Source organism: Agrobacterium vitis (genome assembly GCF_013337045.2).
In the GTDB taxonomy this organism is placed as follows: Bacteria; Pseudomonadota; Alphaproteobacteria; order Rhizobiales; family Rhizobiaceae; genus Allorhizobium; species Allorhizobium vitis_B.
The window spans coordinates 2,306,795-2,327,833 of record NZ_CP118259.1 but is presented as its reverse complement, the minus strand read 5'-3'; the positions used below and the strand labels follow the sequence as shown (position 1 = coordinate 2,327,833).

Here is a 21,039-nt window from a genome sequence, read left to right as displayed (position 1 = left end):
CTGCATCTTGTTATGTATTCGACAGGCTCAGATATCCGGACAATGTGATGGCAAATCAGAACGACAGCTTTATCCGCGAAGTCAATGACGAGCTTCGCTCCGAACAGATGCGCCGTTTCTGGCGGCGTCTGGGGCCAGTGTTCATTGGCATTGCCGTGCTGATCGTGGTGGGCACTGCCGGATACCGGCTTTATGATTATTATACGGATGACCGTTCCTCCAAGTCCGGCGACCGTTTCCTAGCGGCGACCAAGCTGGCGACAGATGGCAAGAATGATCAGGCACTGAGCGATCTGCAAGCCCTGGAAAAAGACGGCTTCGGCGCCTATCCGGTGCTGGCGAAGCTTCGGGCGGCCTCCCTCATGGCGGAGAAGGGCGATGCCAAAGCGGCGATTGATGCCTTTACCGCCATCGGCAAGGATAACAGCGTTCCGCAAGTGATCCGCGATGTCGCCCATATCCGCGCCGCCTGGCTGCTGATCGACAACGGCACCTATGAACAGGTGTCCACTGAGGTCGAAGCGCTGGCGGTTCCCGGCCAGGGCCTGCGCCATTCCGCCCGTGAGGCGCTCGGTCTTGCCGCCTATAAGGCTGGCCAGATGGAACGCGCCCGCGAATGGTTCCAGCAGATTACCGAGGATAGCGAAGCACCGCGCAACGTGGCCAATCGCGCCCAGATCATGCTGGACAATATCGCTGCCGCTGGCAAGGCGTCCTGATACTTTCAACGGGTTGTTGGCGCACAGTTGTTGCGCCGTCGCCCAATATGCTCTCACGCATCGGATCGAAAACCGCTTCACAGGTTTCGCTCCGATGCGCTACTGTTTTAAAGTCCGCTTGAAGACGGGCTGGATATAACCGGATACCAAATTATCATGAGCTTTACCGTCGCCATCGTCGGACGTCCCAATGTCGGCAAATCCACCTTGTTCAACCGTCTGGTCGGCAAGAAACTGGCGCTTGTCGATGACACGCCGGGCGTGACCCGCGACCGGCGGCCCGGTGAGGCCAAGCTGGTGGACCTGCGCTTCCACATCGTCGATACCGCCGGTCTGGAAGAGGCGGGCGCCGACACGCTGGAAGGCCGGATGCGCGCCCAGACCGAAATCGCCATCGACGAGGCCGATCTGTCGCTGTTCGTGGTCGATGCGAAAATGGGCCTGACCCATGTGGACAAGGCGCTGGCCGATATGCTGCGCAAGCGCGGCAAGCCGGTGGTGCTGGTGGCCAACAAGTCCGAAGCCCGTGGCTCGGATGGAGGCTTCTACGACGCCTTCACGCTTGGCCTTGGCGAACCGGTGCCGATTTCCGCCGAACACGGCCAGGGGATGATTGACCTGCGCGATGCGATTGTCGAGGCTATCGGCGTGGAACGTGCCTTTCCCGAAGACGATGACGACGTGGCCGAGACCGATATCGTCCTCAGGCCCACCGTCGAGGGTGAGGATGAAGAGGAAGATCTGGCCTATGACGATACCAAGCCGCTGCGCGTTGCCATTGTCGGACGCCCGAATGCCGGAAAATCAACGCTGATCAATCGCTTTCTCGGTGAGGACCGGTTGCTGACCGGCCCGGAGGCCGGCATTACCCGCGATTCGATTTCGGTCGAATGGGACTGGCGTGGCCGCACCATCAAGATGTTCGACACGGCGGGCATGCGCCGCAAGGCGCGGGTGATCGAGAAGCTGGAAAAGCTGTCGGTGGCCGATACATTGCGTGCCATCCGCTTTGCCGAAACCGTTGTCATCGTGTTTGACGCCACCATTCCGTTTGAAAAGCAGGATATCCAGATCGTCGATCTGGTGCTGCGCGAAGGCCGTGCCGCGGTTCTCGCCTTCAACAAATGGGATCTGGTGGAAGATCCGCAGGCGGTTCTGGCCGAACTGCGTGAAAAGACCGAACGGCTCCTGCCACAGGCGCGCGGCATTCGCGCCGTGCCGATGGCAGGCCAGACCGGCTACGGCCTTGAAAAGCTGATGCAGTCGATCATCGACACCGACATGGTGTGGAACAAGCGGATCTCGACCGCCAAGCTTAATCGCTGGCTGGACAGTGTGCAGACCCAGCATCCGCCACCGGCGGTGTCCGGTCGCCGGTTGAAGCTGAAATACATGACGCAGGTCAAGGCCCGCCCGCCCGCCTTCATGATTTCCTGCACCAGGCCTGATTCTGTGCCGGAAAGCTATATCCGCTACCTGACCAACGGCTTGCGCGCCGATTTCAACATGCCCGGCGTACCGATCCGCATTCATTTGAAGGCGTCGGAAAACCCGTTTGAGAATAAGCGGAAAAGGCGCTGATTCAATTTTCCCGGACGGATCAACTTTCCAAAGCTTGGTTGATCGGTTTTTTCCGCCGCATCAGCATCCGCCAGCGGCCCTGCGTTTTGGCCTCGATGACATTGTCGAGAAACTGGCGGGTGGCGGAGGCCCAGGAATAGGTTTCCGCCAAGGCTCTGGCTTGGCTGCGAGAGCAGTTCAGTGCTTCAAGGCAGGCGGCTTTCAGGTCGTCATTGAGCGCGCCAGCTTTGGGATCAGAGATGATGTCGATCGGTCCGGTGACGGGAAAGCCGGCCACGGGTACGCCGCAGGCCAGCGCTTCCAAAATCGTATTGCCAAACGTGTCGGTTTTCGAAGGAAACACGAAAACATCGGCCTGCGCATAGGCGCTTGCCAGCTCGGCGCCGAATTTGACGCCGGTAAACAGCACGTCCGGATAGCGTTCCGCCAATTCGGCGCGGGCAGGGCCATCGCCCACCACCACTTTCGAACCCGGCAGGTCGAGATCGAGAAAGGCTGGCAGGTTTTTTTCCACCGCGACCCGGCCAACCGTCATGAAGATCGGGCGGGGCAGGTCGAAGGGATTTGCCTCAAGCGGCTGCGGGTGGAACAGTTCGGTATCGATGCCTCGGCTCCAAAGCCGCAGATTGCCGATCTTGCGGTCTTCCAGCTCTCGTTTCAGGCTTTCGGTCGCCACCATGCAGGCGCCGCCAGCGCGGTGAAACCAGCGCACATAGGCATAGAGCAGCGAAAGCGGCAATGGCAGGCGGGCCGCGACATATTCGGGAAAACGGGTGTGATAGCTGGTGGAAAAGGCTAGGCCCTGGCTCAGGCACCAGCGCCGCGCCAACAGACCCAGTGGCCCTTCGGTGGCGATATGGATCAGGTCCGGGCGGCTTTGCTTGATGGCGGCGGCAATCCGCCACGGGCTGGCCAGCGACAGGCGGATTTCCGGGTAGGTCGGCATGGGCAGGCTGCGATAGTCCGCAGGCGTGACCATGGTGACGGTAACGCCCATCCTGGTCAGTTCGGCATTGGTATTTTCAATGGAGCGCACCACGCCATTCACCTGCGGATGCCAGGCATCGGTCACGATTGTCAATCTCATCGCGCGTGCTCCTCGATCCGATGCGGTGCTCAACGCATAGGCGGCGTCATCCCGCTTGAAATGCTCCCCCGGCGAAACGGCAGCCTGCTATCGGGTGCCGTTTCGCCGGGGAATCACGCAGAAGCCCCCGCCACTGTCGTCAGGCTTATGGGCCAGCATTGTAACAAAGGAATGAAGGTGGATTGATCGCCGGACTTGACCATCGCCACTGGTCATCGCGGCATTGAGCCCTATAGTCTTGAAGTGCCGAATTTTTTGAGCAGAGGATGGGCCATATGCCGACCAAGACTGATCGTGCCAGCAAAACCGCAGGGAAAGCAGTGAGCGACTGGTGGCGCGGCGCGGTTATTTATCAGGTCTATCCACGCTCGTTTCAGGATACCACAGGTGATGGCATCGGCGACATCAAGGGCATAACCCAGCGCTTGCCCTATATAGCCTCGCTTGGCGTCGATGCCATCTGGCTGTCGCCGTTCTTCACTTCGCCCATGGCTGACATGGGCTATGACGTCTCGGACTATTGCGATGTCGATCCGATGTTCGGCACACTTGCCGATTTCGACGCGATGATGACCAAGGCGCATGATCTCGGCCTGAAAGTGATTATCGACCAGGTAATTTCCCATACATCCGACCAGCACCCCTGGTTCATTGAGAGCCGCGCCAGCCGCAACAATCCCAAGGCTGACTGGTATGTCTGGGCCAATGCCAAGCCGGATGGCACCGCACCGAGCAATTGGCTATCGGTGTTCGGCGGCCCGGCCTGGGAATGGGATGGGGTGCGCAAGCAATATTACATGCATAATTTTCTGGGCTCCCAGCCGGATCTGAATTTCCACAATCCGCAGGTGCAGCAGGCAGTGCTGGATGCCACCCGGTTTTGGCTGGAGCGCGGCGTGGATGGGTTCCGGCTGGATACCGTGAACTATTATTTTCATGACAAGGAATTGCGCAACAACCCGCCCCATGCGCCAGACAGCGGCGATGCCGGGCTCGATGCGCCGGATGTTAATCCCTATGGCATGCAGGAACATCTGCACGACAAGACCCAGCCGGAAAATATCGGCTTCCTGCAAAAATTGCGGGCGCTGCTGGATGAATATCAAGACCGCACCACGGTGGGCGAGGTTGGCGATGGCGCACGGTCGTTGAAAACCGTGGCCGCCTATACCAGCGGCGGCGACAAGCTGCATATGTGCTACACATTCGATCTGCTGGGGCCACATTTTACCCCGTCGCATATTCGCGATTGTGTCACCTCCTTCCAGTCGATGGTGAAAGATGGATGGGTGTGCTGGGCCTTTTCCAACCATGACGTGGTGCGCCATGTCTCGCGCTTTGCCCAGGGGCCGGAAGAAATGCCGCAGGTGGCCAAGCTTGCCATCAGCATTCTCGCCAGCCTACGCGGCTCAATCTGCCTTTATCAGGGCGAAGAACTCGGCCTGCCGGAGGCCGATCTTGCCTTTGAAGACCTCCGCGATCCCTATGGCATTCGCTTCTGGCCCGCCTTCAAGGGCCGCGACGGATGCCGCACACCGATGGTCTGGGAAAAAGCCAAGGCGCAGGCCGGTTTTACCAGCGGCAAACCATGGCTGCCGGTTCAGCCGGAGCAGCAGGCTCTGTCGGTGGACGCCCAGGACAAGGACAAGAGCTCGGTGCTCAACCACTACCGCAACATGCTGGCCTTGCGCAAAGCCCATCCGGCCCTGCGCGATGGGTCCATGTCCTTCCTTGACATCAACGAGGATGTGCTGGCCTTCCTGCGCGGGGAGAACAGCGACAGACTGCTGTTTGTCTTCAACATGCGGCGCGGACCGCAGGAGGTTCGCCTGCCGGAGCATATGACGGTGAAGGATATCATCGCTTTGCCAGATTCCCGCAGCACCTATGAAAAGGGCGTGATTACGCTTGATGCGCTTGACGGTTTTTGCGCGCGGGTGTGAGGAGCGCGATGAAGCGGAGGTTATTCGGCGGCAACCGGGCTTCTTGTCTGGTCGCCTCGGCCTTCGATCAGGCCAGCAATGGAAATATCCTCGTCCAGATCGTCCCAATGAATGCCGGATATGCTCAATTCGAACTGATTTCGTTGCTCCACCGAGGCCGTAAGCAGGCGCGGAAACCAGGCAAGTGGAATGCCCAGCACCCGGCCATCGCTGAGCGAAACCCATATGCTGTCGTCATCGAAGCGGACATCAGTTGCCGAAATATTCACGCCAAGCCCTCGTAAATGCCGCACGGTTGTCTATGACAATCTTGATAATAGCAGATAATTCCCGGCTGTTGAACCCGAAGCTCTCGGACAGTCCGATGGTGGGTTCCAGCCAGATTTTGGCTTCCCCGTGGGCGCTGCGCACATGGACGTGGATTGGCTCTCGGGGATTGCCTTCGTTGGAATAGAAAAAGAATTTGTATGGGCCGTGGCGTAACAGGACAGGCGTTATGTCTCACATCTTTCTTCAGCCTCACCCAATCAGCATAAACTTATCGACATCCACCATGCCCTTGTCGGAAATCTTCAAATGCGGGATGACCGGCAGCGGCAGGAAGGCGACCTGCAAAAACGGCTCCTGCAAGGTGGTGCCAAGCGCGTAAGCTGCCTGGCGCAGCTCATGCAGCGTGTCGCGCACGCTCTCGAACGGCTCAAGGCTCATCAGGCCCGCGACGGGCAGGGGGATTTCGCCTGTCACCTTGCCGTCTTCCACCACCACGAAGCCGCCCTTGATGTCGGAGAGGCGGTTGGCGGCCATAGTCATGTCGTCTTCGGAGACGCCGACCACGCAGATATTGTGGCTGTCATGACCGACGGTGGAGGCGATGGCACCCTTTTTCAGCCCGAAGCCCTGCACGAAGCCATTGGCGTGGTTGCCGTTCTTGCCGTGACGCTCGATGACAGCGACCTTGATGATGTCGCGGTCGAGATCGACGCTGGTCTGGTTGCCGGAAGCGGGCAGGCGGTAGCGGCGATATTCGGTGATGATCTTGCCCGGCAACACGCCCATGACAGGCACTTCGCCGTCACTGACCGGCACGGCAAAATCGGCTGACTTGACGATCCGGGCCTTGACGCTGTCGAGGCCAACCGGGGCCACCGGCTTGCGGGTGGCAAACAAAGAGTCGGTGACACGGCGACCGGCCGCAAACACCGTCTCGGCCTTGCGGTTTTCCAGACTGTCCACCACCACCAGATCGGCCCGCCAGCCGGGGGCGACAAGGCCGCGATCCCGCAGACCAAAGGCGCGAGCCGCTGAGATGGAGGCGGCGCGGTAGATGGCCAGCGGCTCCACGCCATGGGCGATGGCCGTGCGGATCATATAATCCAGATGGCCTTGTTCAGCGATATCCAGCGGGTTTCGGTCATCGGTGCAGAGCGCCAGAAAGGGCGACAGCCTCTCGGTTATGATTGGCATCAGGGCGTGCAAATCCTTGGAAACCGAGCCTTCGCGCACCAGAATATGCATGCCTTTGCGGATTTTCTCCAGGGCTTCTTCCGCCGTGGTGCATTCATGTTCCGTGCGGATGCCCGCCGAGAGATAGCCGTTCAGATCGTTACCGCGCAGCAGCGGCGCATGACCATCGATATGGCCACCCTGAAAGGCTTCCAGCTTGGCCATGCAGATCGGGTCCTTGTGGATGACCCCGGGGAAATTCATGAATTCGGCAAGGCCAATCACCTTCGGGTGGTCGCGGAATGGCAAAAGCCGCTCGATGGGCAGGTCCGCGCCCGAGGTTTCCAGATGGGTCGCGGGCACGCAGGAGGAAAGCTGCACGCGGATATCCATGATGGTTTCCAGCGCCGATTCCAGGAAGAATTCGATGCCTTCGGTTCCCAGTACATTGGCGATTTCATGGGGATCGCAGATGACAGTCGTCACCCCGTAAGGCAGCACGCAGCGGTCGAACTCATGCGGCGTGACCAGCGAGCTTTCGATATGCAGATGGGTATCGATAAAACCCGGCACGACGATCTTGCCGGATATGTCGATTTCCTCGCGGCCCTGATAGGCTCCGCAGGTGCCGACAATAGTATCGCCGCAGATGGCGATATCGCTTTCCACCAGATCACCGGTGACGAGATCAAAAAAACGGCCGCCTTTCAGCACGATATCAGCGGTTTCTCGGCCGACGCCCTGGTCGATGCGGCGTTCCAATGGGCTCATGGATGTGGCTCCTTCGGTCTCAGGTCTGGATGAGCGTCAAACGCCGCTCGAAAAAGCTGGGGCTTGGTCGATCCTTAGCCAGCAATGTCAGAATCTCTCTAGCACACTCTTCCGGTGTCTTGTCGGTTGTATCGATGTCCAGATCATAGGGGCCGTGTTCATGCACAGCCATTTGCCAGCGCTGTACAGGTTCCGGAACCGGATCGTTTGTTGAGCCCTGAAGATAGGCGATCGCGCCATTGGTTGGAGAGGCGGCCCGGCGGGCCATGATGGTGGAAAGCGAGCAACGGACACCGATGAACAGCACCGGCAGACCAGCCAGCCGTCTGGCGCAATCATCGAGAATATGGAGTGGCCGCGAATAGGCCTCGTGGTAGCCCGCATCGACAACCACATTGATCCCCAGCCGGCTATGGGCGGCAATCGTTTCATGCAGGGCGCCGTAGAGCTGCTGCACGACCGCTTCTTTTTCCGGGTGCTCGCCGCCGGGCCGCAAGCCGATGCCGGGCCTGTGCCTTTCGCTGATCGTGGCCATCTGTGCATCAACGCCAAGATTGACCCAAAGGCCCGGAAAGCTGTCCAGCACCACCTTTGCGATGCTGGATTTACCGCAACGCGGCGCCCCGTTCAGGATCAGGATCTGTCCCGCAGAGCCGATCTCCCGCTCTGTATCCGGCCTCACGCTTCGACGGTCACGGTAAAGCCGTGGCGGGTGCTGTCGCCGGGGGCGAGTGTGACGGTATAGGGGCGTTCCATCAATTCGCTGCTCTTGCCATGGCGAGCGGCCATGCCGTGCCAGGGCTCAATGCAGATGAAGGGTGCGCCGGGTTTTTGCCAGAGTGCCAGATTGGGCAGATTTTCAAAGCGGAAATGCAGGCTGGCCGCATCTTCGGCGTGATAGGTTAGCCCCGTTCCGGTACCTTCGGGAAAGATCATCGCGTCTTCCTCGAACTGGCTCTTGTCCAGCACCAGCCGTCCGCCATGGAAGGGTGAGGGGCGGGCTTCTTCGGCCAGCAAGCCGCCACCCAACCGCAACAGGGCTGGCTCGGCACCATTGTCCAGCGTGATCGTGTGTGGCTTGCCCTCTGCCCCCGGCAAGGGCCAGAGAAAAGCCGGATGGAAGCCGAGGCCATAGGGCATGGGGGTATCACCGCGATTGGTAACCGTGGCGGACACCGTCAGACCCGCACCATGCAGCCGGTGTTCCAGCACCAGCGAAAAATCGAAGGGATAGGCCGCTTTGGTCTCGTCATTGGCGGTCAGTTCGTGGCGACAGACATCGGCTCCGGCTTCCAGCAGCGTAAACTCGCGGCGTCGGGCAATGCCGTGCTGAGCCATGGAATAGGGCTTGCCATCGATCAGCAACGTATCGTCTTTGGCCTTGCCGACAATCGGAAACAGAATGGGCGAACGCCCGCCCCAATAGGCCGCATCGCCATGCCATAGCAGGGCCTTGCCGTCTTGCGTGCGAAGGGACTGCATCTCCGCGCCAAGCGAGGAGATCTGCACGGTAAGCTGGTCATTGCCGATCTCAGTCAGTGTGGGCATGGGCGTGTCTCTCTTAAGTGGGCGTGGCGTTCTTTCCGGCTTTCTATACGATGCTCCATGTAACGAAAATATGGAGAGAAATTTACCCGCTCTTCATGGCACATAAACGGCATGAGACGCGGATGATAACACCCGCGTCTCATGTCATGGCTGAATTACTCAGCGGCGACGGTCTTGCCGCCTTCCCATTTGTACATGGAGAAGCTCTGCGAGGTGAGGTCGCCGGTTTCGCCATAGGTCAGCTTGCCGATGGCGGTCGGGATCGGTTCGCCGGACTTGATCGCGGTGGCGATAGCTTCGGCATCCTCGGCGCTGCCGACCTTTTCGATGCCAGCGGCAATGACCTGCACGGCGGCGTAGGCGTTGAGCGTGAAGGCTTCCGCCGGAATGCCCTTGGCGGTCAACGAATCGGCTGCAACCTTGGAATCCGGGTTTTTCAGCGCGTCGGCGGCATTGGTGAACAGCGTGCCATTGGCGGCGTCACCGCCGACAGTGGTATATTCGCTGTTGGACAGGCCATCGCCCGCCACCACCACGGCTTTCAGCCCGGCATCCTGCATCTGGCGCACCAGTAGGCCTGCTTCGGGATGATAGCCGCCAAAATACAGCACTTCGACATTGGCCGACTTCAACCGGGTGACGAGCGCGCTGAAATCTTTTTCGCCTGCGGTCAGCGAATCGTTGAACACTTCCTTGACACCATCGGCGTTCAGCGCGGCCTTGAAGGCATCCGCCAGACCCTTGCCATACTGACCCTTGTCATTGAGGATGGCGATCTTCTTGTCCTTGAAATGGGCCAGCACATATTTGGCCGCCACATCGGCCTGCTGATCATCACGACCGCAGGTGCGCAGCACAGTCGGCAAGCCGCGCTTGGTCAGGCTTGGGGCCGTGGCGGTCGGAGTGACCATCAGCGCGCCGTTTTCCGCCAGCACGTCGGAGGCCGGAACGGCGACGCCTGACGTCACCGGGCCAACCACGAAACGCACACCTTCACCGACCAGCTGGTTTGCGGCGGACACGCCTTGCTTCGGCTCGCCCGCATCGTCGGCGGTCTTCAGCACCAGCTTTTCGCCCTTGATGCCACCCTTGGCATTGATATCGGCAATCGCTGTTTCCGTGCCGTTCTTGATCTGCGCACCAATGGCCGCCAACGGCCCGGTCAGCGGCGCCATCAGACCAATGGTAATATCGGCATGGGCTGCGGGGGCAGCGGCGAGAAGCGCGGCTAGCGCAGCGCTGGCCAAAAGATGAAGTTTCATGGTTATCTCCTTGGGTTTCGCCGCACCATTCTGCGATGGCTTGTTCTGTGGCGGCATATCTTGGGTTGCTGTTTCCCCCGGCTGGTTTCTACTGCATAATCAAAAAATCGGCCATGAAAAAGGGCCGCGTTATGCGGCCCAATGAAGCGGCTTTGGTGTTACGACGATCAATGGTCAGATATTGCTCATCAGCACCTTGCGTAGCTTGTCAAACAGCTGGTCGATTTCGGCCTTGGAAATGATCAGCGGGGGTGACAGCGCGATGATGTCGCCGGTGGTGCGGATCAGCAATCCGTCTTCATAGGCCTTCAGGAAGGCGTTGAAGGCGCGTTTGGTGGGTTCGCCGTCGATGGGTTTCAGCTCCACGGCGCCGATCAGGCCGATATTTCTGATATCGATGACATTGGGGCAATCGGCCAGGCTGTGCAACTGCTCTTCCCAATAGGGGGCAAGCTCGCTGGCGCGGGTCAGCAGGCCTTCGTCCCGGTAGGTATCGAGCGTGCCGAGGGCGGCGGCTGAGGCAATCGGGTTGCCGGAATAGGTATAGCCGTGGAAGAACTCGATCATGTGTTCCGGGCCGGACATGAAGGCATCGTGGATTTCTGATGTCACGAACACCGCGCCCATCGGGATGACGCCGTTGGTCAGGCCCTTGGCGGTGACGATGATGTCAGGCGTCACATCGAAATACTGGGCGGCAAAAGGCGCGCCGAGACGGCCATAGCCGGTGATGACTTCATCGAAAATCAGCAGAATGCCGTGCTTGGTGCAGATGTCGCGCAGCTTTTGCAGATAGCCCTTCGGCGGGATCAGCACCCCGGTGGAGCCTGCGACCGGCTCGACGATGACGGCAGCGACCGTGGAAGCGTCATGCAGGGTAACGATGCGCTCCAGCTCGGCTGCGAGATCGCCGCCATGCTCCGGCTGGCCCTTGGTGAAGGCGTTCTTTTCCGGCAGATGGGTGTGGGGCATGTGGTCGACGCCGGTCAAAAGTGTGCCAAACATCTTACGGTTGGAGACGATGCCGCCGACCGAAATGCCGCCGAAATTGACGCCGTGATAGCCGCGCTCGCGGCCGATCAGGCGGAAGCGCGAGCCATTGCCTTTGACGCGGTGATAGGCCAGCGCCACCTTCAGCGCGGTCTCGACCGATTCAGAGCCGGAATTGGTGTAAAGCACATGCTCCATGCCGGCAGGGGCGATATCCACCAGGCGGTTGGCCAGCTCAAAGGCCTTGGGATGGCCAAGCTGGAAGGCGGGGGCGTAATCCAGTTCGCCCGCCTGCTGGCGGATCGCCTCGGTGATCAGCGGGCGGCAATGGCCGGCATTGACGCACCACAGGCCCGCCGTGCCATCCAGAACCTGACGGCCATCATGGGTGGTGTAATACATGTCCTTGGCGCCGACGAACAGGCGCGGCTCCTGCTTGTATTGGCGGTTGGCGGTAAACGGCATCCAGAAGGCGCGCAGGTCGTTAGGAATATTGGTGCGATTGGACATGATACTCTCCATGGCCCTTCCTCGGGCCCTGTCAGTGGTTTCGGGGCCATATCCGGTCGTTCAATCGGCTGCGGGCTCGCGTCTTCACACATTGAAGATCATGCCGCAGTGTCATGGACATATGGCGCTGTAACTGGCAAATCAGCCGTCCTTGTAGGCTGGCCGCTCCGCATAAATTTACCGCGCGGTCAAAGTAGCAGCCGGCCTTGTGCCGTCAAGCGGCCAGAGTGCGGCTATCCGGAATAATCAGCGAAACCAGTGTTTCTCCTGATGCACAATGTTCTCCTCAAACCAGAATGGGCATAAGGAGAGAATGGAGTTGAAACGCGATGACGGCGCAGCGTTTTTCTCCATTTGAGAAAACGCAATATACGGATGCATCAAGGGTTGCACGTTCAGCGGGCAAGGTCGGCGCAAGCTCGTCATGGGTATATGCCAGCATGATCAGATGCAGGATCGAAGGGCAGTTCGACAGCATCGATCGACCGGCGGCCACTGTTGCGTAACTCTTTAAATCCCAAGGGATTTGAAGGTTACAGGAGTGGGAATAGACGCTTTTATGAAGAGAGCGGGCTCCGAACTGCATTGGTGGTTCGGGGTCTGTCATCTGCTGGCCGGGCAGGCTTGCTTGCGTCATCGGATGAGCGCCACAATATAGGCCGCCAACGGATTTTAGAAATCTGAAATTTTATCAAGCGCATTGCCTGTTCAGCTTGCTGTCAGGAATAGCCATTAATGCAGGTTCGCGCTGGCTGCTGTCCCGCTTCCCGCAATTCAGGCGGTAGTGATCTAGGCGGCCGGTGTGTTTTAACACCAAGCCGCCTTTATTTCAGATCAAGCTGTTATGTCAGCGTTATCATTCAGGCAGCGTTTCTGCTGCTTTCCTGATGGCAGAATATATCCTCGAGCGTGCCGAGCACTTTCATGACGGCATCCGACGTGCTGGAATAATAGATGGTCTGGGCATCGCGGCGGGTCTTGACCAGCTTCTGGGCGCGAAGCTTGGAAAGGTGCTGGGACAGCGCTGACTGGCTCAAGCCAACCTGCGAGGCCAGGACGCCGACCGGCACCTCACCTTGAACCAGGCTGCAGAGAATCATCAGTCGCTTAGGATTGGCCATGGCCGTGAGCAGGCCGGCAGCCGCATTCGAGTGATCAGACAAGTCATTGGCTTTCATCTCTCATTCTTCCTTTGAAGCGATTGGCCTGCACACATGGCAGGCCCTGGTTGTTGCATCCCACAAGAAACCCTACACCCTGAGTCTAGCAATATGAGGAGGATTGTATATGCCTAAATTTAAGGTATCGTTTCATCTTAATTAGTTTGGAGTGAAGGGTGTGTGTCCAAAGACACAATTTCACGCTCAAATTCGCATCTAAACAGCGTTTTACCCCAAAAAAAGTCGATTCCCGACGCATCCAACCCGCAGATTGTGACTTTTCCCTTCGACTTTTGCCCCGTATGATAGGGGGGATTTTTTATGATTTGCAGAAGTCTATACCCTAAATCTTGTATGGTTTGGGCCTCGGTTTTACCGTCGGCGAACGTAAGCTCTGTTCGAATCAACAAATCCTCTCCATCCAGCAGGAAGGCTTTTCCGAACCCGCCGTTCAATGCGGCGCGCTGCGGCATGAGCTGAAAAAACAAAAAATCCGGAAAATCGATATAGAGCCTGGCCTTGGGATGACGGGCCAGAAAGCGGCGGCGCATTGCCTGATGGATGTCGCTATCGGGGTCCACCGCGCTCGCCAGGCACTGCACGCTGAGGCGCGGATAAGCGAGAGGATCACCCTTGCCGGGTTCGCCGGCCAGCAGCGATACGCGCGGATCGGCCAGCATCGCCCGGGTATGAGCCGAGAGGCGCGAGACCAGAACAGTCAGCGTTCCATCCGGCATGGTGCCCATCAGAACGCGGCTGACGAAAGGCCCGCCGGATTGCGGATCGAGAACGCCCAAGGGGACATGGGTGGCGCTGCGCAACAGGGTTCGCGCCTGGCGCCGCGCCTCGTCGTCAGTTGGACGGATGGGAGAGGGACGGTCGATCATCGGGCGGTCTCATGATTACGGCTGGGTGAGGGCTGGCTATGGGGCAGGACGGAGCTTTGACCATATCCCAGTGGTCCTTCACGCGAAAGCGTCAAGGGCCGCAGCTCAGGGCATCACGAGTTTGATAAAACGCATGATGCCGCAAGTGGCGGCCCTTGGCTCATGGTGTCGTTCTGCGCCTTCTACGCACAACGTTGTGTTTTCAGCCTTCTACGTCAGGTCTGGCGGTGCCGGGTCAGGGCCGAGACCACATCCTGCGCGCCGATCGCGCCGATCACTGTGCCATTCTCGACCACGCCGACGAGCCCTGGCTGGCGGGCCATGGCGTCGAGAATATCGATCAGTGGTGTTTCCGGCGCGGCGGTGGCGGTGACGCCGAGACCCGGCGTATGACTGGTGCCGGCGGTCATGACATCTCTCGCGGTCAGCATGCTGATCGGGTTCATGTTGCGCACGAAATCGGCGACATATTGATCCGCCGGATTCTGGACGATCTGCTGCGGCGTGCCGCATTGGATGATCCTACCACTTTCCATGATGGCGATGCGGTTGCCAATCCGGAAGGCCTCATCCAGATCGTGGCTGACAAACAGGATGGTCTTTTTCAGTCGATGCTGGAATTCCAGCAGTTCGTCCTGCAAGCGTGTGCGGATCAGCGGATCGAGCGCGGAGAACGGTTCGTCCATCAACAGAATCGGCGCTCCGGTGGCAAAGGCGCGGGCCAGGCCAACCCTCTGCTGCATGCCGCCGGATAATTCATCCACCTTGCGGTCGGCCCATTGCGTCAGGTTGACCAGTTCCAATTGCTCGGCAACGATTTTCCGGCGTTCCTTTTCGCCAACGCCCGCCAATTCCAGCCCGAAGCCGATATTGTCGGCAACGCTGCGCCAGGGTAGGAGGCCGAATTGCTGGAACACCATCGAGACGCTGTGCATGCGCAGGTCGCGCAACGCCTTGCGGCTGGCCTGGTAGGGATCAACAAAGCCATTGCGCGACTTGACCGACACCGAGCCGCGCACCACAGGCGCCAACCCGTTGACGGCCCGCAGCAGCGTCGATTTCCCAGAGCCGGACAGGCCCATCAGCACCAGGATTTCGCCTTCCTTCAAGGTCAGCGAAGCATTGGCCACGCCGAGGATCAGGCCGGTTTCCTTGTTGATCTCGTCGCGTGTCCGGCCTTGATCGACCAAGGCAAGCGCCTTTTGGGGCCGATCGCCGAAGACGATATCGACATTTCCGAAGATGACTGCATCGCTCATTGGTCATCTCCCGCCGACGGAATGCGGAACATCCGATCCAGAATGATTGCCAGGATGACGATACAGAGCCCCGCTTCGAAACCTCTGGCGATATTGACAGTATTCAGCGCCCGTACCACCGGAACGCCGAGACCGGCAGCGCCGACCAGAGCGGCAATCACCACCATGGACAGCGACAGCATGATGGTCTGGGTCAGGCCCGCCATGATCTGTGGCAGCGCATAGGGCAGTTCCACCTTACGCAGCACCTGGGTCGGTGTGGCACCGAAGGCAACCGCCGCTTCCACCAGGGAGGAAGGGGTGGAGACGATGCCAAGCCGGGTGAGGCGGATGGGCGAGGGGACGGCAAAGATAACCGTGGCGATCAGACCGGGCACCATGCCGAGCCCGAACAGGATCAGTGCCGGGATGAGATAGACGAAGGTCGGGATGGTCTGCATCAGGTCGAGGACCGGGCGCATCAGCGCGTAGATCCATGTCCGGCGCGCGGCCAGGATGCCGAGCGGCACGCCGATCACCATACAGACGGCGGTGGAGGCCAGAACCAGCGCCAGCGTCTCGGTGGTTTCCTTGAAATAGCCCTGGTTGATGATCAGCGCCAGGCCGAGAAAGGTGAAGATCGCCACGAGAAGGGAGCGGCGTAGCAGCCAGGCGATAATGCTGATGGCAAGTGCCGTCACCAGCGGGTGGGGATATTGCAGCACGAACAGAACGCCATCGATACTGCTTGAAATGAGGTGGGAGAGCCAGTCGAAAAACCAGGCTCCATTGGCCGTCAGCCAGTCGACAACGACTTTGGCGGTGGGGCCGATGGGAATTTTGAAATCAGTCAGCCAATCCACTGAAACGCATCCTTTCGAGCATTTGCAGGAAATGCGTAAAAAAAGAGAATAACGAATAGCGATGCCAGGGCGCAATGTTTCGCCCCTGACGCTATCTTTCACAGTCTGTTCAAAAATTGCTGCTGGCCAGGCGAAAATGGTGATTTCGAGAACCGGAACGGAGCGTACTTAAGGTACGTGAGTACAAGCATTCCAGGAAAAGTGCGAAGCAGTTTTTCGTTTGGAAATGCGATTGCATCATTCAAGTGCAGAAATTGCCATTTGCAGACGGCCAGCGGCGATTATTGGATAGACTGCCAGTGGTGATTAGAGACCAAGCTTGGTCTTGACAGCCGCCAGCCCGTCCTTGCCGTCCTTGGTGGTGACGCCAGCCAGCCACGGCTCGATCACGGTCGGGTTGGCCTTCAGCCAGGTCTTGGCAGCCTTGTCGGCATCTTCGCCATCATCGAGGATCTTGCCCATGATGGCATTTTCCATGTCGAGCGAAAACTTCATGTTGGTCAACAGCTTGCCAACATTTGGACATTCCTTGGCATAGCCGCCGCGCGCCACCGTATAAACCGTCGCGCCACCGTAATTGGGGCCGAACACCGTGTCATCGCCATCGGCGAGATAGGTGATCTGGTGGGCGGTGTTCATCGGATGCGGCGCCCAGGCCAGGAAGATCACCGGCTTGTTTTCCTTGTCGGCGCGGGTCACCTGGCTCAACATGCCCTGTTCGGAGCTTTCGACGACGTTAAAGCCCTTGAGGCCGAACTTGTCGCCGTCGATCAGCGACACGATCATGCCATTGCCTTCATTGCCCGGCTCGATCCCGTAGATCTTGCCATCAAGCTCGGCCTTGTGAGCAGCGACATCCTTGAAGCTCTTGATGCCGAGCTTGGCGCCGGCAGCATTGGTGGCCAGCGTGTATTTCGCGCCTTCAAGATTGACGGCGACGCTGTCGATCGACTTGTCGTCGAGATATTGCTGGATGGCTTCCTTCTGAGCTGGCATCCAGTTGCCGAGGAAGACGTCGATATCCTTGTTCTTCATCGAGGAATAGGTCACGGGCACGCCGAGCGTCTTGACGTCGGCCTTGTAACCCAATGCCTCCAGAACGGTGACGAAGGAGGCATTGGTGGAGGCCAGATCCGTCCAGCCTACATCCGAGATGCGAACGGTGCCGCAACTGGCAGGTTCAGCCGCATAGGCAGCGGAGCTGAATGCTGCGACGCATCCGGCCAGGGCCAGTGCGTATTTCGTCGGTGCAAATTTCAGTGTCTTGGCAATCGGCATTATTATGCTCCCTTTTTTAGTTCCCGGCATTATCAATACATAAACAGCCGAGGCAAGCCTGCGTGTTCGCGCCGGTCTATAGGGGCCATTTGCGACATTTTGTCATCACACCTTAAAAATGTGCTGCATCGCCGCAAATCCAGGGGTAAGGCCCGTGGCGAGAACTGCGCCGAACCGCAGTCTCCAGCCTTGAATTTTTTTTGGGACTGTGCATTTCGGGCAAGGATTTTGCCTTTCCTCTGCGCAGAAACCGGGGGAATTTTGATTTTTCGGGTTAAAACCGCCCTGTTTTTGTGCTGCATGGCGGCGCGAGACACGAAAGCCCAGGGAAACGGTGCCAATGGCCAAGCTCTATTTCAATTATGCCGCCATGAATGCCGGTAAATCCACCATGCTGTTGCAGGCCTCTTACAATTATCAGGAGCGCGGCATGCGCACGGTGATTTTTGTCGCCGCACTGGATGATCGGGCCGGGCGTGGCCGCGTCGCTTCCCGCATTGGGCTGTCCAGCCCGGCCGAAACCTTCGAGCCGGAAACCGATTTGTTTGCCGTGGTCGAGGCCATGCATGCAAGGGAGCCGATTGCATGCGTTTTTGTCGACGAGGCCAATTTCTTGAGTGAGGGCCATGTCTGGCAATTGGCGCGGATTGCCGACCGCCTGCACATTCCGGTCATGGCCTATGGGTTGCGCACGGATTTTCAGGGTCAGCTGTTTCCCGCCTCCCGGCTGCTGTTGGGCATTGCCGATGAATTGCGCGAAATCCGCACGATCTGCCATTGCGGCCGCAAGGCGACGATGAATGCTCGCTTCGATGCCAGCGGCCAGGTGATGCGCGAGGGTGCGCAGATCGAGGTCGGCGGCAACGAGAAATATGTGTCCTTCTGCCGCCTGCATTGGGATGAACTGTTCAATGGGTGACGCTCGGGTTGACGTTGGCGCCGAGATTTGACAGTCGACAAGTCCAACAGGTTGTTTTTCAAAAATATCGCCACCTGAAAAGCTTGTGTCGTTAAAAACGCGGTTTATCGTTGTTATTGTTGATGGGCAGACATATCTGTTGAGCAGTGACCGGACGCTACGCGTCCGCCGTTGCCATGACCATAGGACGGGAGACAGGGCAGATGCTGAATGCGCTAACGGGGTTTTTCCGAGGGCTCTGGGGAGCGCTTCGGCGCAGCGGTAATCTTCTCTACACGGCGGTGGCCTGGCCCTTCCGCGCCCGCCATAGCGAAGCGGGCAAGCGGGCCTATATTTTCCGTGGCTCTGTCGCCCTGATCGTCCTGGTGCTGATTGCGGCCTATGGGCAGTTTTTGTGGCGCACCCAGGTCTGGTATGGCTTTGATCCGGCCTTTGCCAAGGCCTATGGTTTTGGCGACCGCAAGGTTGCCGCCGGGCAGCAGATCGCCGACAAGCCCGGCACCTGCCAGAATTCCGCTATCGTCACCACGGTTGCCGACCTGACGGATTCCAATGTCAATCAGAATGTCTGGGTGTCCTCGACGCTGCTCTACAAGCTCGGCCTGTTCGGGATGAGCTGGGACGATACACCGTTCTTCGACAACAAGGCATCGTTCCAGCGCGGTATCAACCAGGTGGCGCGCCGGGTCGGTATCGTGCTGGCCGACGATCTTGGCCGGGTGAGGGGCACGTCCGGCATCAATACCGATTTGCAGGATGCGCGCGGCAATATCCAGTTCAACGAAGGCACCTGGTATTTCGGCTCCAATCCGTTCGGGTTCAAGACACCGACGCCAAGCTATTATCGCGCCGCAATCACCAGTTGGCGTGGGTTCAATTCCGATCTGGAAACCTGCAAGGCGGTGTTCGATGCCCGGGCTGACAATCTTGTCAAACTGCTCGATGGATTGGCCAGCGACCTCGGCAATACCTCCGACATTCTGCGCCGCCGCTCGGAAGAGCATAATGGTGGTTGGTTCGACACGCGGGCCGACGACCGTTTCTGGTTCGCCTATGGCCAGCTCTATGGACAATACGCCCTGTTTCAGGCGGCAAAGGCCGATTTCATCGATGTGGTGCGCGAGCGTAACCTGACGGCGATCTGGGCGGAGCTGGAAAAGCAGTTCGAGGCCGCACTCAAGGTTCAACCGATGATTGTTTCCAACGGCAGCGAGGACGGGCTGTTCATGCCGAACCATCTCTCAACCATGGGCTTCTACACGTTGCGCGTACGCGCCAATATGGTGGAATTGCGAGCCGTTCTGCAACGCTGACGGTTAATGGCCCGGCGGACAGACCGCCGGGCCATGTCTTATAATTCGATGAAGCTTGCTGTGGGCTCCAGTTGAAACAACTCATGCAGCATGCCGCGATATTCGCCTGATCCTCCTTCCACGGGATGATAGAGACCGACGGTACGAATATATTTCAAAGTACCGCTTGTGGTGATGATCCGGTGAATACTGTGGAAAACACCACGACTGGTGGCGGCGCGATAATAGCTGTCCATCACCTGGTCTACGTCCTGCGGGTGCATACGGTCGCAAAGATCCTTTACATTCAATGGACCTTCAGAATGGTCTAGCTCGTAGAGCTTCGACACATGCGGCGTGCCATATAAATGGCCCTGATCTATATCCAGTCGCCAGAAGCCACAGATATTCATGGCCTGGGTGAGATTGACGACATCACAGTCCTGCAATCCAATTGAATGAAAATCTTGAAGCGGACAAGGCCGCGGTTTGTTCGAGCGCCAAGCCAAGTGAAAAGCCTCCCTTTTGGCTTGGCTGAAGCAAATGAATTAATGAATGAGCTTCAGCCTAATGGCCTTTGCTACCAATTGCGTCCGGTTGACGCAATCCAGCTTCTTCATAGCTGTTGTCATATACGCGTTTATGGTGTGGTCAGAGAGGCTGAGGATCTGGCCAATTTCGACCGAAGTTTTGCCCTGCGCCGTCCAGCGAAGCACTTCCAACTCGCGCACTGAGAGAACATCGACATTCATCAATTCCGTGCGGCGGAGGCGGTCATAGGTGTCGAAAACTGCCATTGCCAGCATGCCCAGTTCATTGACTTCGCATTGGGAGAGAGGCGACCGGTCCCCATCGAACCGCATGAAATACAGCCGGGAATCAAGGGAGGGAAAAATGAAGACAACGCCGACGATCAGTTTGAACCGCAGCATCAGGTCGCGCATGGCAGTTGGCCATTCCTCGGCCATGTCATCAGGTTCCCTGAATTTCATGTCCCAGGTTCGCGGCAGGATCGAGCCGGCGAATTTCTTGACCACCGGACAGAATTTTACGAATTGATGGCGGTCGAATTCATGGCCGAATTCAATCGGCAAGGTGGTTTCCATGACCAGCGGCATGAGATGCACATCGGTCGCACAAGGGGCGAGCATGATACTGCCATGCGACAGTCCAAACGCCTGAGCAACGTTACGCAGGACCTCCGTGCAATGCTCACGGCTTTCCATTGCGGTTATTTCTGTACTGAGCAGTGTTTGGCGCTCGGCAATCAACATGATGGGCGACTGAATTTGAGGTAGGGGCGGCGTGTGTGGCGAGTAGGTTTATATCAAGGAGGTTTTATATATTAAATCCTAGAGCTTTCGAAAGTTCTTATCGATTAATTTCGAAAAATGTCTTTCAAAACTCTGTGAACTCATTAGGGAAAAAATATATATATTTCGTTTTAGTTGAGTTGGCAGTAGATATTATTGCTTTCGGTTGCATTCTTCCGCTGTGCCGCTTCGGTCGGAAATGTATTGTGGCGAGAGTTAAATGAGCTCCAGTCCC

At 58.2% G+C, this 21,039-nt stretch carries 22 protein-coding genes; 5 read left to right on the top strand and 17 right to left on the bottom strand.

What is annotated here, in order from left to right:
* The first annotated feature begins 47 nt into the window (after nt 1-47).
* A complete protein-coding gene (locus tag G6L01_RS11280; protein ID WP_070166475.1) occupies nt 48-719 on the top strand; it encodes a tetratricopeptide repeat protein in 672 nt (223 codons plus the stop codon).
* A 156-nt stretch (nt 720-875) separates the two neighbouring features.
* Entirely contained in the window at nt 876-2,300 is a 1,425-nt protein-coding gene (gene der, locus G6L01_RS11275) for a ribosome biogenesis GTPase Der (protein ID WP_071207235.1), read from the top strand.
* A 19-nt stretch (nt 2,301-2,319) separates the two neighbouring features.
* Here the strand turns inward: der and G6L01_RS11270 are convergent, their stop codons facing one another.
* A complete protein-coding gene (locus tag G6L01_RS11270) occupies nt 2,320-3,387 on the bottom strand; it encodes a glycosyltransferase family 4 protein (protein WP_139190220.1) in 1,068 nt (355 codons plus the stop codon).
* Between the two features lie 275 nt (nt 3,388-3,662).
* Here G6L01_RS11270 and bglA point away from each other — a divergent pair, with 275 nt between their 5' ends.
* Nucleotides 3,663-5,330, top strand: coding sequence for a beta-galactosidase BglA (gene bglA, locus G6L01_RS11265; protein WP_070166955.1), 1,668 nt, complete (start codon nt 3,663-3,665; stop codon nt 5,328-5,330).
* A 20-nt stretch (nt 5,331-5,350) separates the two neighbouring features.
* On the opposite strand, the gene G6L01_RS11260 is transcribed toward bglA, so the two are convergent.
* The 14 genes from G6L01_RS11260 to G6L01_RS11195 form a co-directional block, all read right to left on the bottom strand.
* Nucleotides 5,351-5,599, bottom strand: coding sequence for a DUF2442 domain-containing protein (locus tag G6L01_RS11260; protein ID WP_070166472.1), 249 nt, complete (start codon nt 5,597-5,599; stop codon nt 5,351-5,353).
* Nucleotides 5,580-5,741 carry a DUF4160 domain-containing protein gene (locus tag G6L01_RS11255; RefSeq protein ID WP_427832957.1) on the bottom strand — a complete coding sequence of 54 codons (162 nt, stop codon included), beginning with the start codon at nt 5,739-5,741 and terminating at the stop codon, nt 5,580-5,582. Before G6L01_RS11255 ends, G6L01_RS11260 begins: the two co-directional genes overlap by 20 nt.
* A gap of 108 nt (nt 5,742-5,849) precedes the next feature.
* Complete coding sequence (gene ade, locus G6L01_RS11250; RefSeq protein WP_070166471.1) at nt 5,850-7,544, bottom strand: adenine deaminase; 1,695 nt, start codon at nt 7,542-7,544, stop codon at nt 5,850-5,852.
* Nucleotides 7,545-7,563: 19 nt separating this feature from the next.
* Nucleotides 7,564-8,226 carry a chloramphenicol phosphotransferase CPT family protein gene (locus G6L01_RS11245; protein WP_081344159.1) on the bottom strand — a complete coding sequence of 221 codons (663 nt, stop codon included), beginning with the start codon at nt 8,224-8,226 and terminating at the stop codon, nt 7,564-7,566.
* The gene (locus G6L01_RS11240; protein WP_070166470.1) at nt 8,223-9,092 is read right to left on the bottom strand and encodes an aldose 1-epimerase family protein; all 870 of its coding nucleotides are present in this window, start codon (nt 9,090-9,092) and stop codon (nt 8,223-8,225) included. Before G6L01_RS11240 ends, G6L01_RS11245 begins: the two co-directional genes overlap by 4 nt.
* A gap of 155 nt (nt 9,093-9,247) precedes the next feature.
* Nucleotides 9,248-10,354: a branched-chain amino acid ABC transporter substrate-binding protein gene (locus tag G6L01_RS11235; RefSeq protein WP_070166953.1), complete on the bottom strand. Its 1,107-nt coding sequence runs from the start codon at nt 10,352-10,354 to the stop codon at nt 9,248-9,250.
* A 174-nt stretch (nt 10,355-10,528) separates the two neighbouring features.
* A complete protein-coding gene (gene aptA, locus G6L01_RS11230) occupies nt 10,529-11,854 on the bottom strand; it encodes an omega-aminotransferase AptA (protein WP_070166469.1) in 1,326 nt (441 codons plus the stop codon).
* 286 nt (nt 11,855-12,140) lie between these two features.
* A complete protein-coding gene (locus tag G6L01_RS11225) occupies nt 12,141-12,491 on the bottom strand; it encodes a hypothetical protein (protein ID WP_139190221.1) in 351 nt (116 codons plus the stop codon).
* Between the two features lie 223 nt (nt 12,492-12,714).
* Nucleotides 12,715-13,032: an ArsR/SmtB family transcription factor gene (locus G6L01_RS11220; RefSeq protein WP_015916773.1), complete on the bottom strand. Its 318-nt coding sequence runs from the start codon at nt 13,030-13,032 to the stop codon at nt 12,715-12,717.
* Nucleotides 13,033-13,169: 137 nt separating this feature from the next.
* Complete coding sequence (locus G6L01_RS11215; RefSeq protein WP_070166467.1) at nt 13,170-13,901, bottom strand: HugZ family pyridoxamine 5'-phosphate oxidase; 732 nt, start codon at nt 13,899-13,901, stop codon at nt 13,170-13,172.
* A gap of 215 nt (nt 13,902-14,116) precedes the next feature.
* Nucleotides 14,117-15,160 carry a choline ABC transporter ATP-binding protein gene (gene choV / locus G6L01_RS11210; protein WP_070166466.1) on the bottom strand — a complete coding sequence of 348 codons (1,044 nt, stop codon included), beginning with the start codon at nt 15,158-15,160 and terminating at the stop codon, nt 14,117-14,119.
* On the bottom strand, nt 15,157-16,002 hold the full coding sequence (choW, locus tag G6L01_RS11205) for a choline ABC transporter permease subunit (protein WP_060719909.1): 846 nt from the start codon (nt 16,000-16,002) through the stop codon (nt 15,157-15,159). The genes choV and choW overlap by 4 nt, the downstream gene beginning before the upstream one ends.
* Before the next feature lie 306 nt (nt 16,003-16,308).
* Nucleotides 16,309-17,280, bottom strand: coding sequence for a choline ABC transporter substrate-binding protein (gene choX, locus G6L01_RS11200; protein WP_081344158.1), 972 nt, complete (start codon nt 17,278-17,280; stop codon nt 16,309-16,311).
* A gap of 105 nt (nt 17,281-17,385) precedes the next feature.
* Nucleotides 17,386-17,628 (bottom strand): hypothetical protein, encoded by a 243-nt coding sequence (locus G6L01_RS11195; RefSeq protein WP_139190222.1) that lies wholly within the window; start codon nt 17,626-17,628, stop codon nt 17,386-17,388.
* Here G6L01_RS11195 and G6L01_RS11190 point away from each other — a divergent pair.
* Both G6L01_RS11190 and G6L01_RS11185 read left to right on the top strand, forming a co-directional pair.
* The gene (locus tag G6L01_RS11190; protein ID WP_070166465.1) at nt 17,621-18,199 is read left to right on the top strand and encodes a thymidine kinase; all 579 of its coding nucleotides are present in this window, start codon (nt 17,621-17,623) and stop codon (nt 18,197-18,199) included. The genes G6L01_RS11195 and G6L01_RS11190 overlap by 8 nt on opposite strands.
* Before the next feature lie 203 nt (nt 18,200-18,402).
* Complete coding sequence (locus tag G6L01_RS11185) at nt 18,403-19,512, top strand: DUF2333 family protein (protein ID WP_070166464.1); 1,110 nt, start codon at nt 18,403-18,405, stop codon at nt 19,510-19,512.
* A gap of 38 nt (nt 19,513-19,550) precedes the next feature.
* Here the strand turns inward: G6L01_RS11185 and G6L01_RS11180 are convergent, their stop codons facing one another.
* Nucleotides 19,551-20,000 (bottom strand): PAS domain-containing protein, encoded by a 450-nt coding sequence (locus G6L01_RS11180; protein WP_139190223.1) that lies wholly within the window; start codon nt 19,998-20,000, stop codon nt 19,551-19,553.
* Between the two features lie 39 nt (nt 20,001-20,039).
* Nucleotides 20,040-20,717, bottom strand: coding sequence for a helix-turn-helix transcriptional regulator (locus tag G6L01_RS11175; protein WP_174089245.1), 678 nt, complete (start codon nt 20,715-20,717; stop codon nt 20,040-20,042).
* Between the last annotated feature and the right edge of the window lie 322 nt (nt 20,718-21,039).

What these genes read in the sequence shown, in the direction of transcription:
- G6L01_RS11280 (WP_070166475.1), top strand. Translation starts at nt 48, where the DNA reads ATGGCAAATCAGAACGACAGCTTTATCCGCGAAGTCAATGACGAGCTT.
- der (WP_071207235.1), top strand. Translation starts at nt 876, where the DNA reads ATGAGCTTTACCGTCGCCATCGTCGGACGTCCCAATGTCGGCAAATCC.
- G6L01_RS11270 (WP_139190220.1), bottom strand. Translation starts at nt 3,387, where the DNA reads ATGAGATTGACAATCGTGACCGATGCCTGGCATCCGCAGGTGAATGGC.
- bglA (WP_070166955.1), top strand. Translation starts at nt 3,663, where the DNA reads ATGCCGACCAAGACTGATCGTGCCAGCAAAACCGCAGGGAAAGCAGTG.
- ade (WP_070166471.1), bottom strand. Translation starts at nt 7,544, where the DNA reads ATGAGCCCATTGGAACGCCGCATCGACCAGGGCGTCGGCCGAGAAACC.
- G6L01_RS11240 (WP_070166470.1), bottom strand. Translation starts at nt 9,092, where the DNA reads ATGCCCACACTGACTGAGATCGGCAATGACCAGCTTACCGTGCAGATC.
- G6L01_RS11235 (WP_070166953.1), bottom strand. Translation starts at nt 10,354, where the DNA reads ATGAAACTTCATCTTTTGGCCAGCGCTGCGCTAGCCGCGCTTCTCGCC.
- aptA (WP_070166469.1), bottom strand. Translation starts at nt 11,854, where the DNA reads ATGTCCAATCGCACCAATATTCCTAACGACCTGCGCGCCTTCTGGATG.
- G6L01_RS11225 (WP_139190221.1), bottom strand. Translation starts at nt 12,491, where the DNA reads ATGACGCAAGCAAGCCTGCCCGGCCAGCAGATGACAGACCCCGAACCA.
- G6L01_RS11220 (WP_015916773.1), bottom strand. Translation starts at nt 13,032, where the DNA reads ATGAAAGCCAATGACTTGTCTGATCACTCGAATGCGGCTGCCGGCCTG.
- G6L01_RS11215 (WP_070166467.1), bottom strand. Translation starts at nt 13,901, where the DNA reads ATGATCGACCGTCCCTCTCCCATCCGTCCAACTGACGACGAGGCGCGG.
- choV (WP_070166466.1), bottom strand. Translation starts at nt 15,160, where the DNA reads ATGAGCGATGCAGTCATCTTCGGAAATGTCGATATCGTCTTCGGCGAT.
- choX (WP_081344158.1), bottom strand. Translation starts at nt 17,280, where the DNA reads ATGCCGATTGCCAAGACACTGAAATTTGCACCGACGAAATACGCACTG.
- G6L01_RS11190 (WP_070166465.1), top strand. Translation starts at nt 17,621, where the DNA reads ATGGCCAAGCTCTATTTCAATTATGCCGCCATGAATGCCGGTAAATCC.
- G6L01_RS11185 (WP_070166464.1), top strand. Translation starts at nt 18,403, where the DNA reads ATGCTGAATGCGCTAACGGGGTTTTTCCGAGGGCTCTGGGGAGCGCTT.
- G6L01_RS11175 (WP_174089245.1), bottom strand. Translation starts at nt 20,717, where the DNA reads ATGGAAAGCCGTGAGCATTGCACGGAGGTCCTGCGTAACGTTGCTCAG.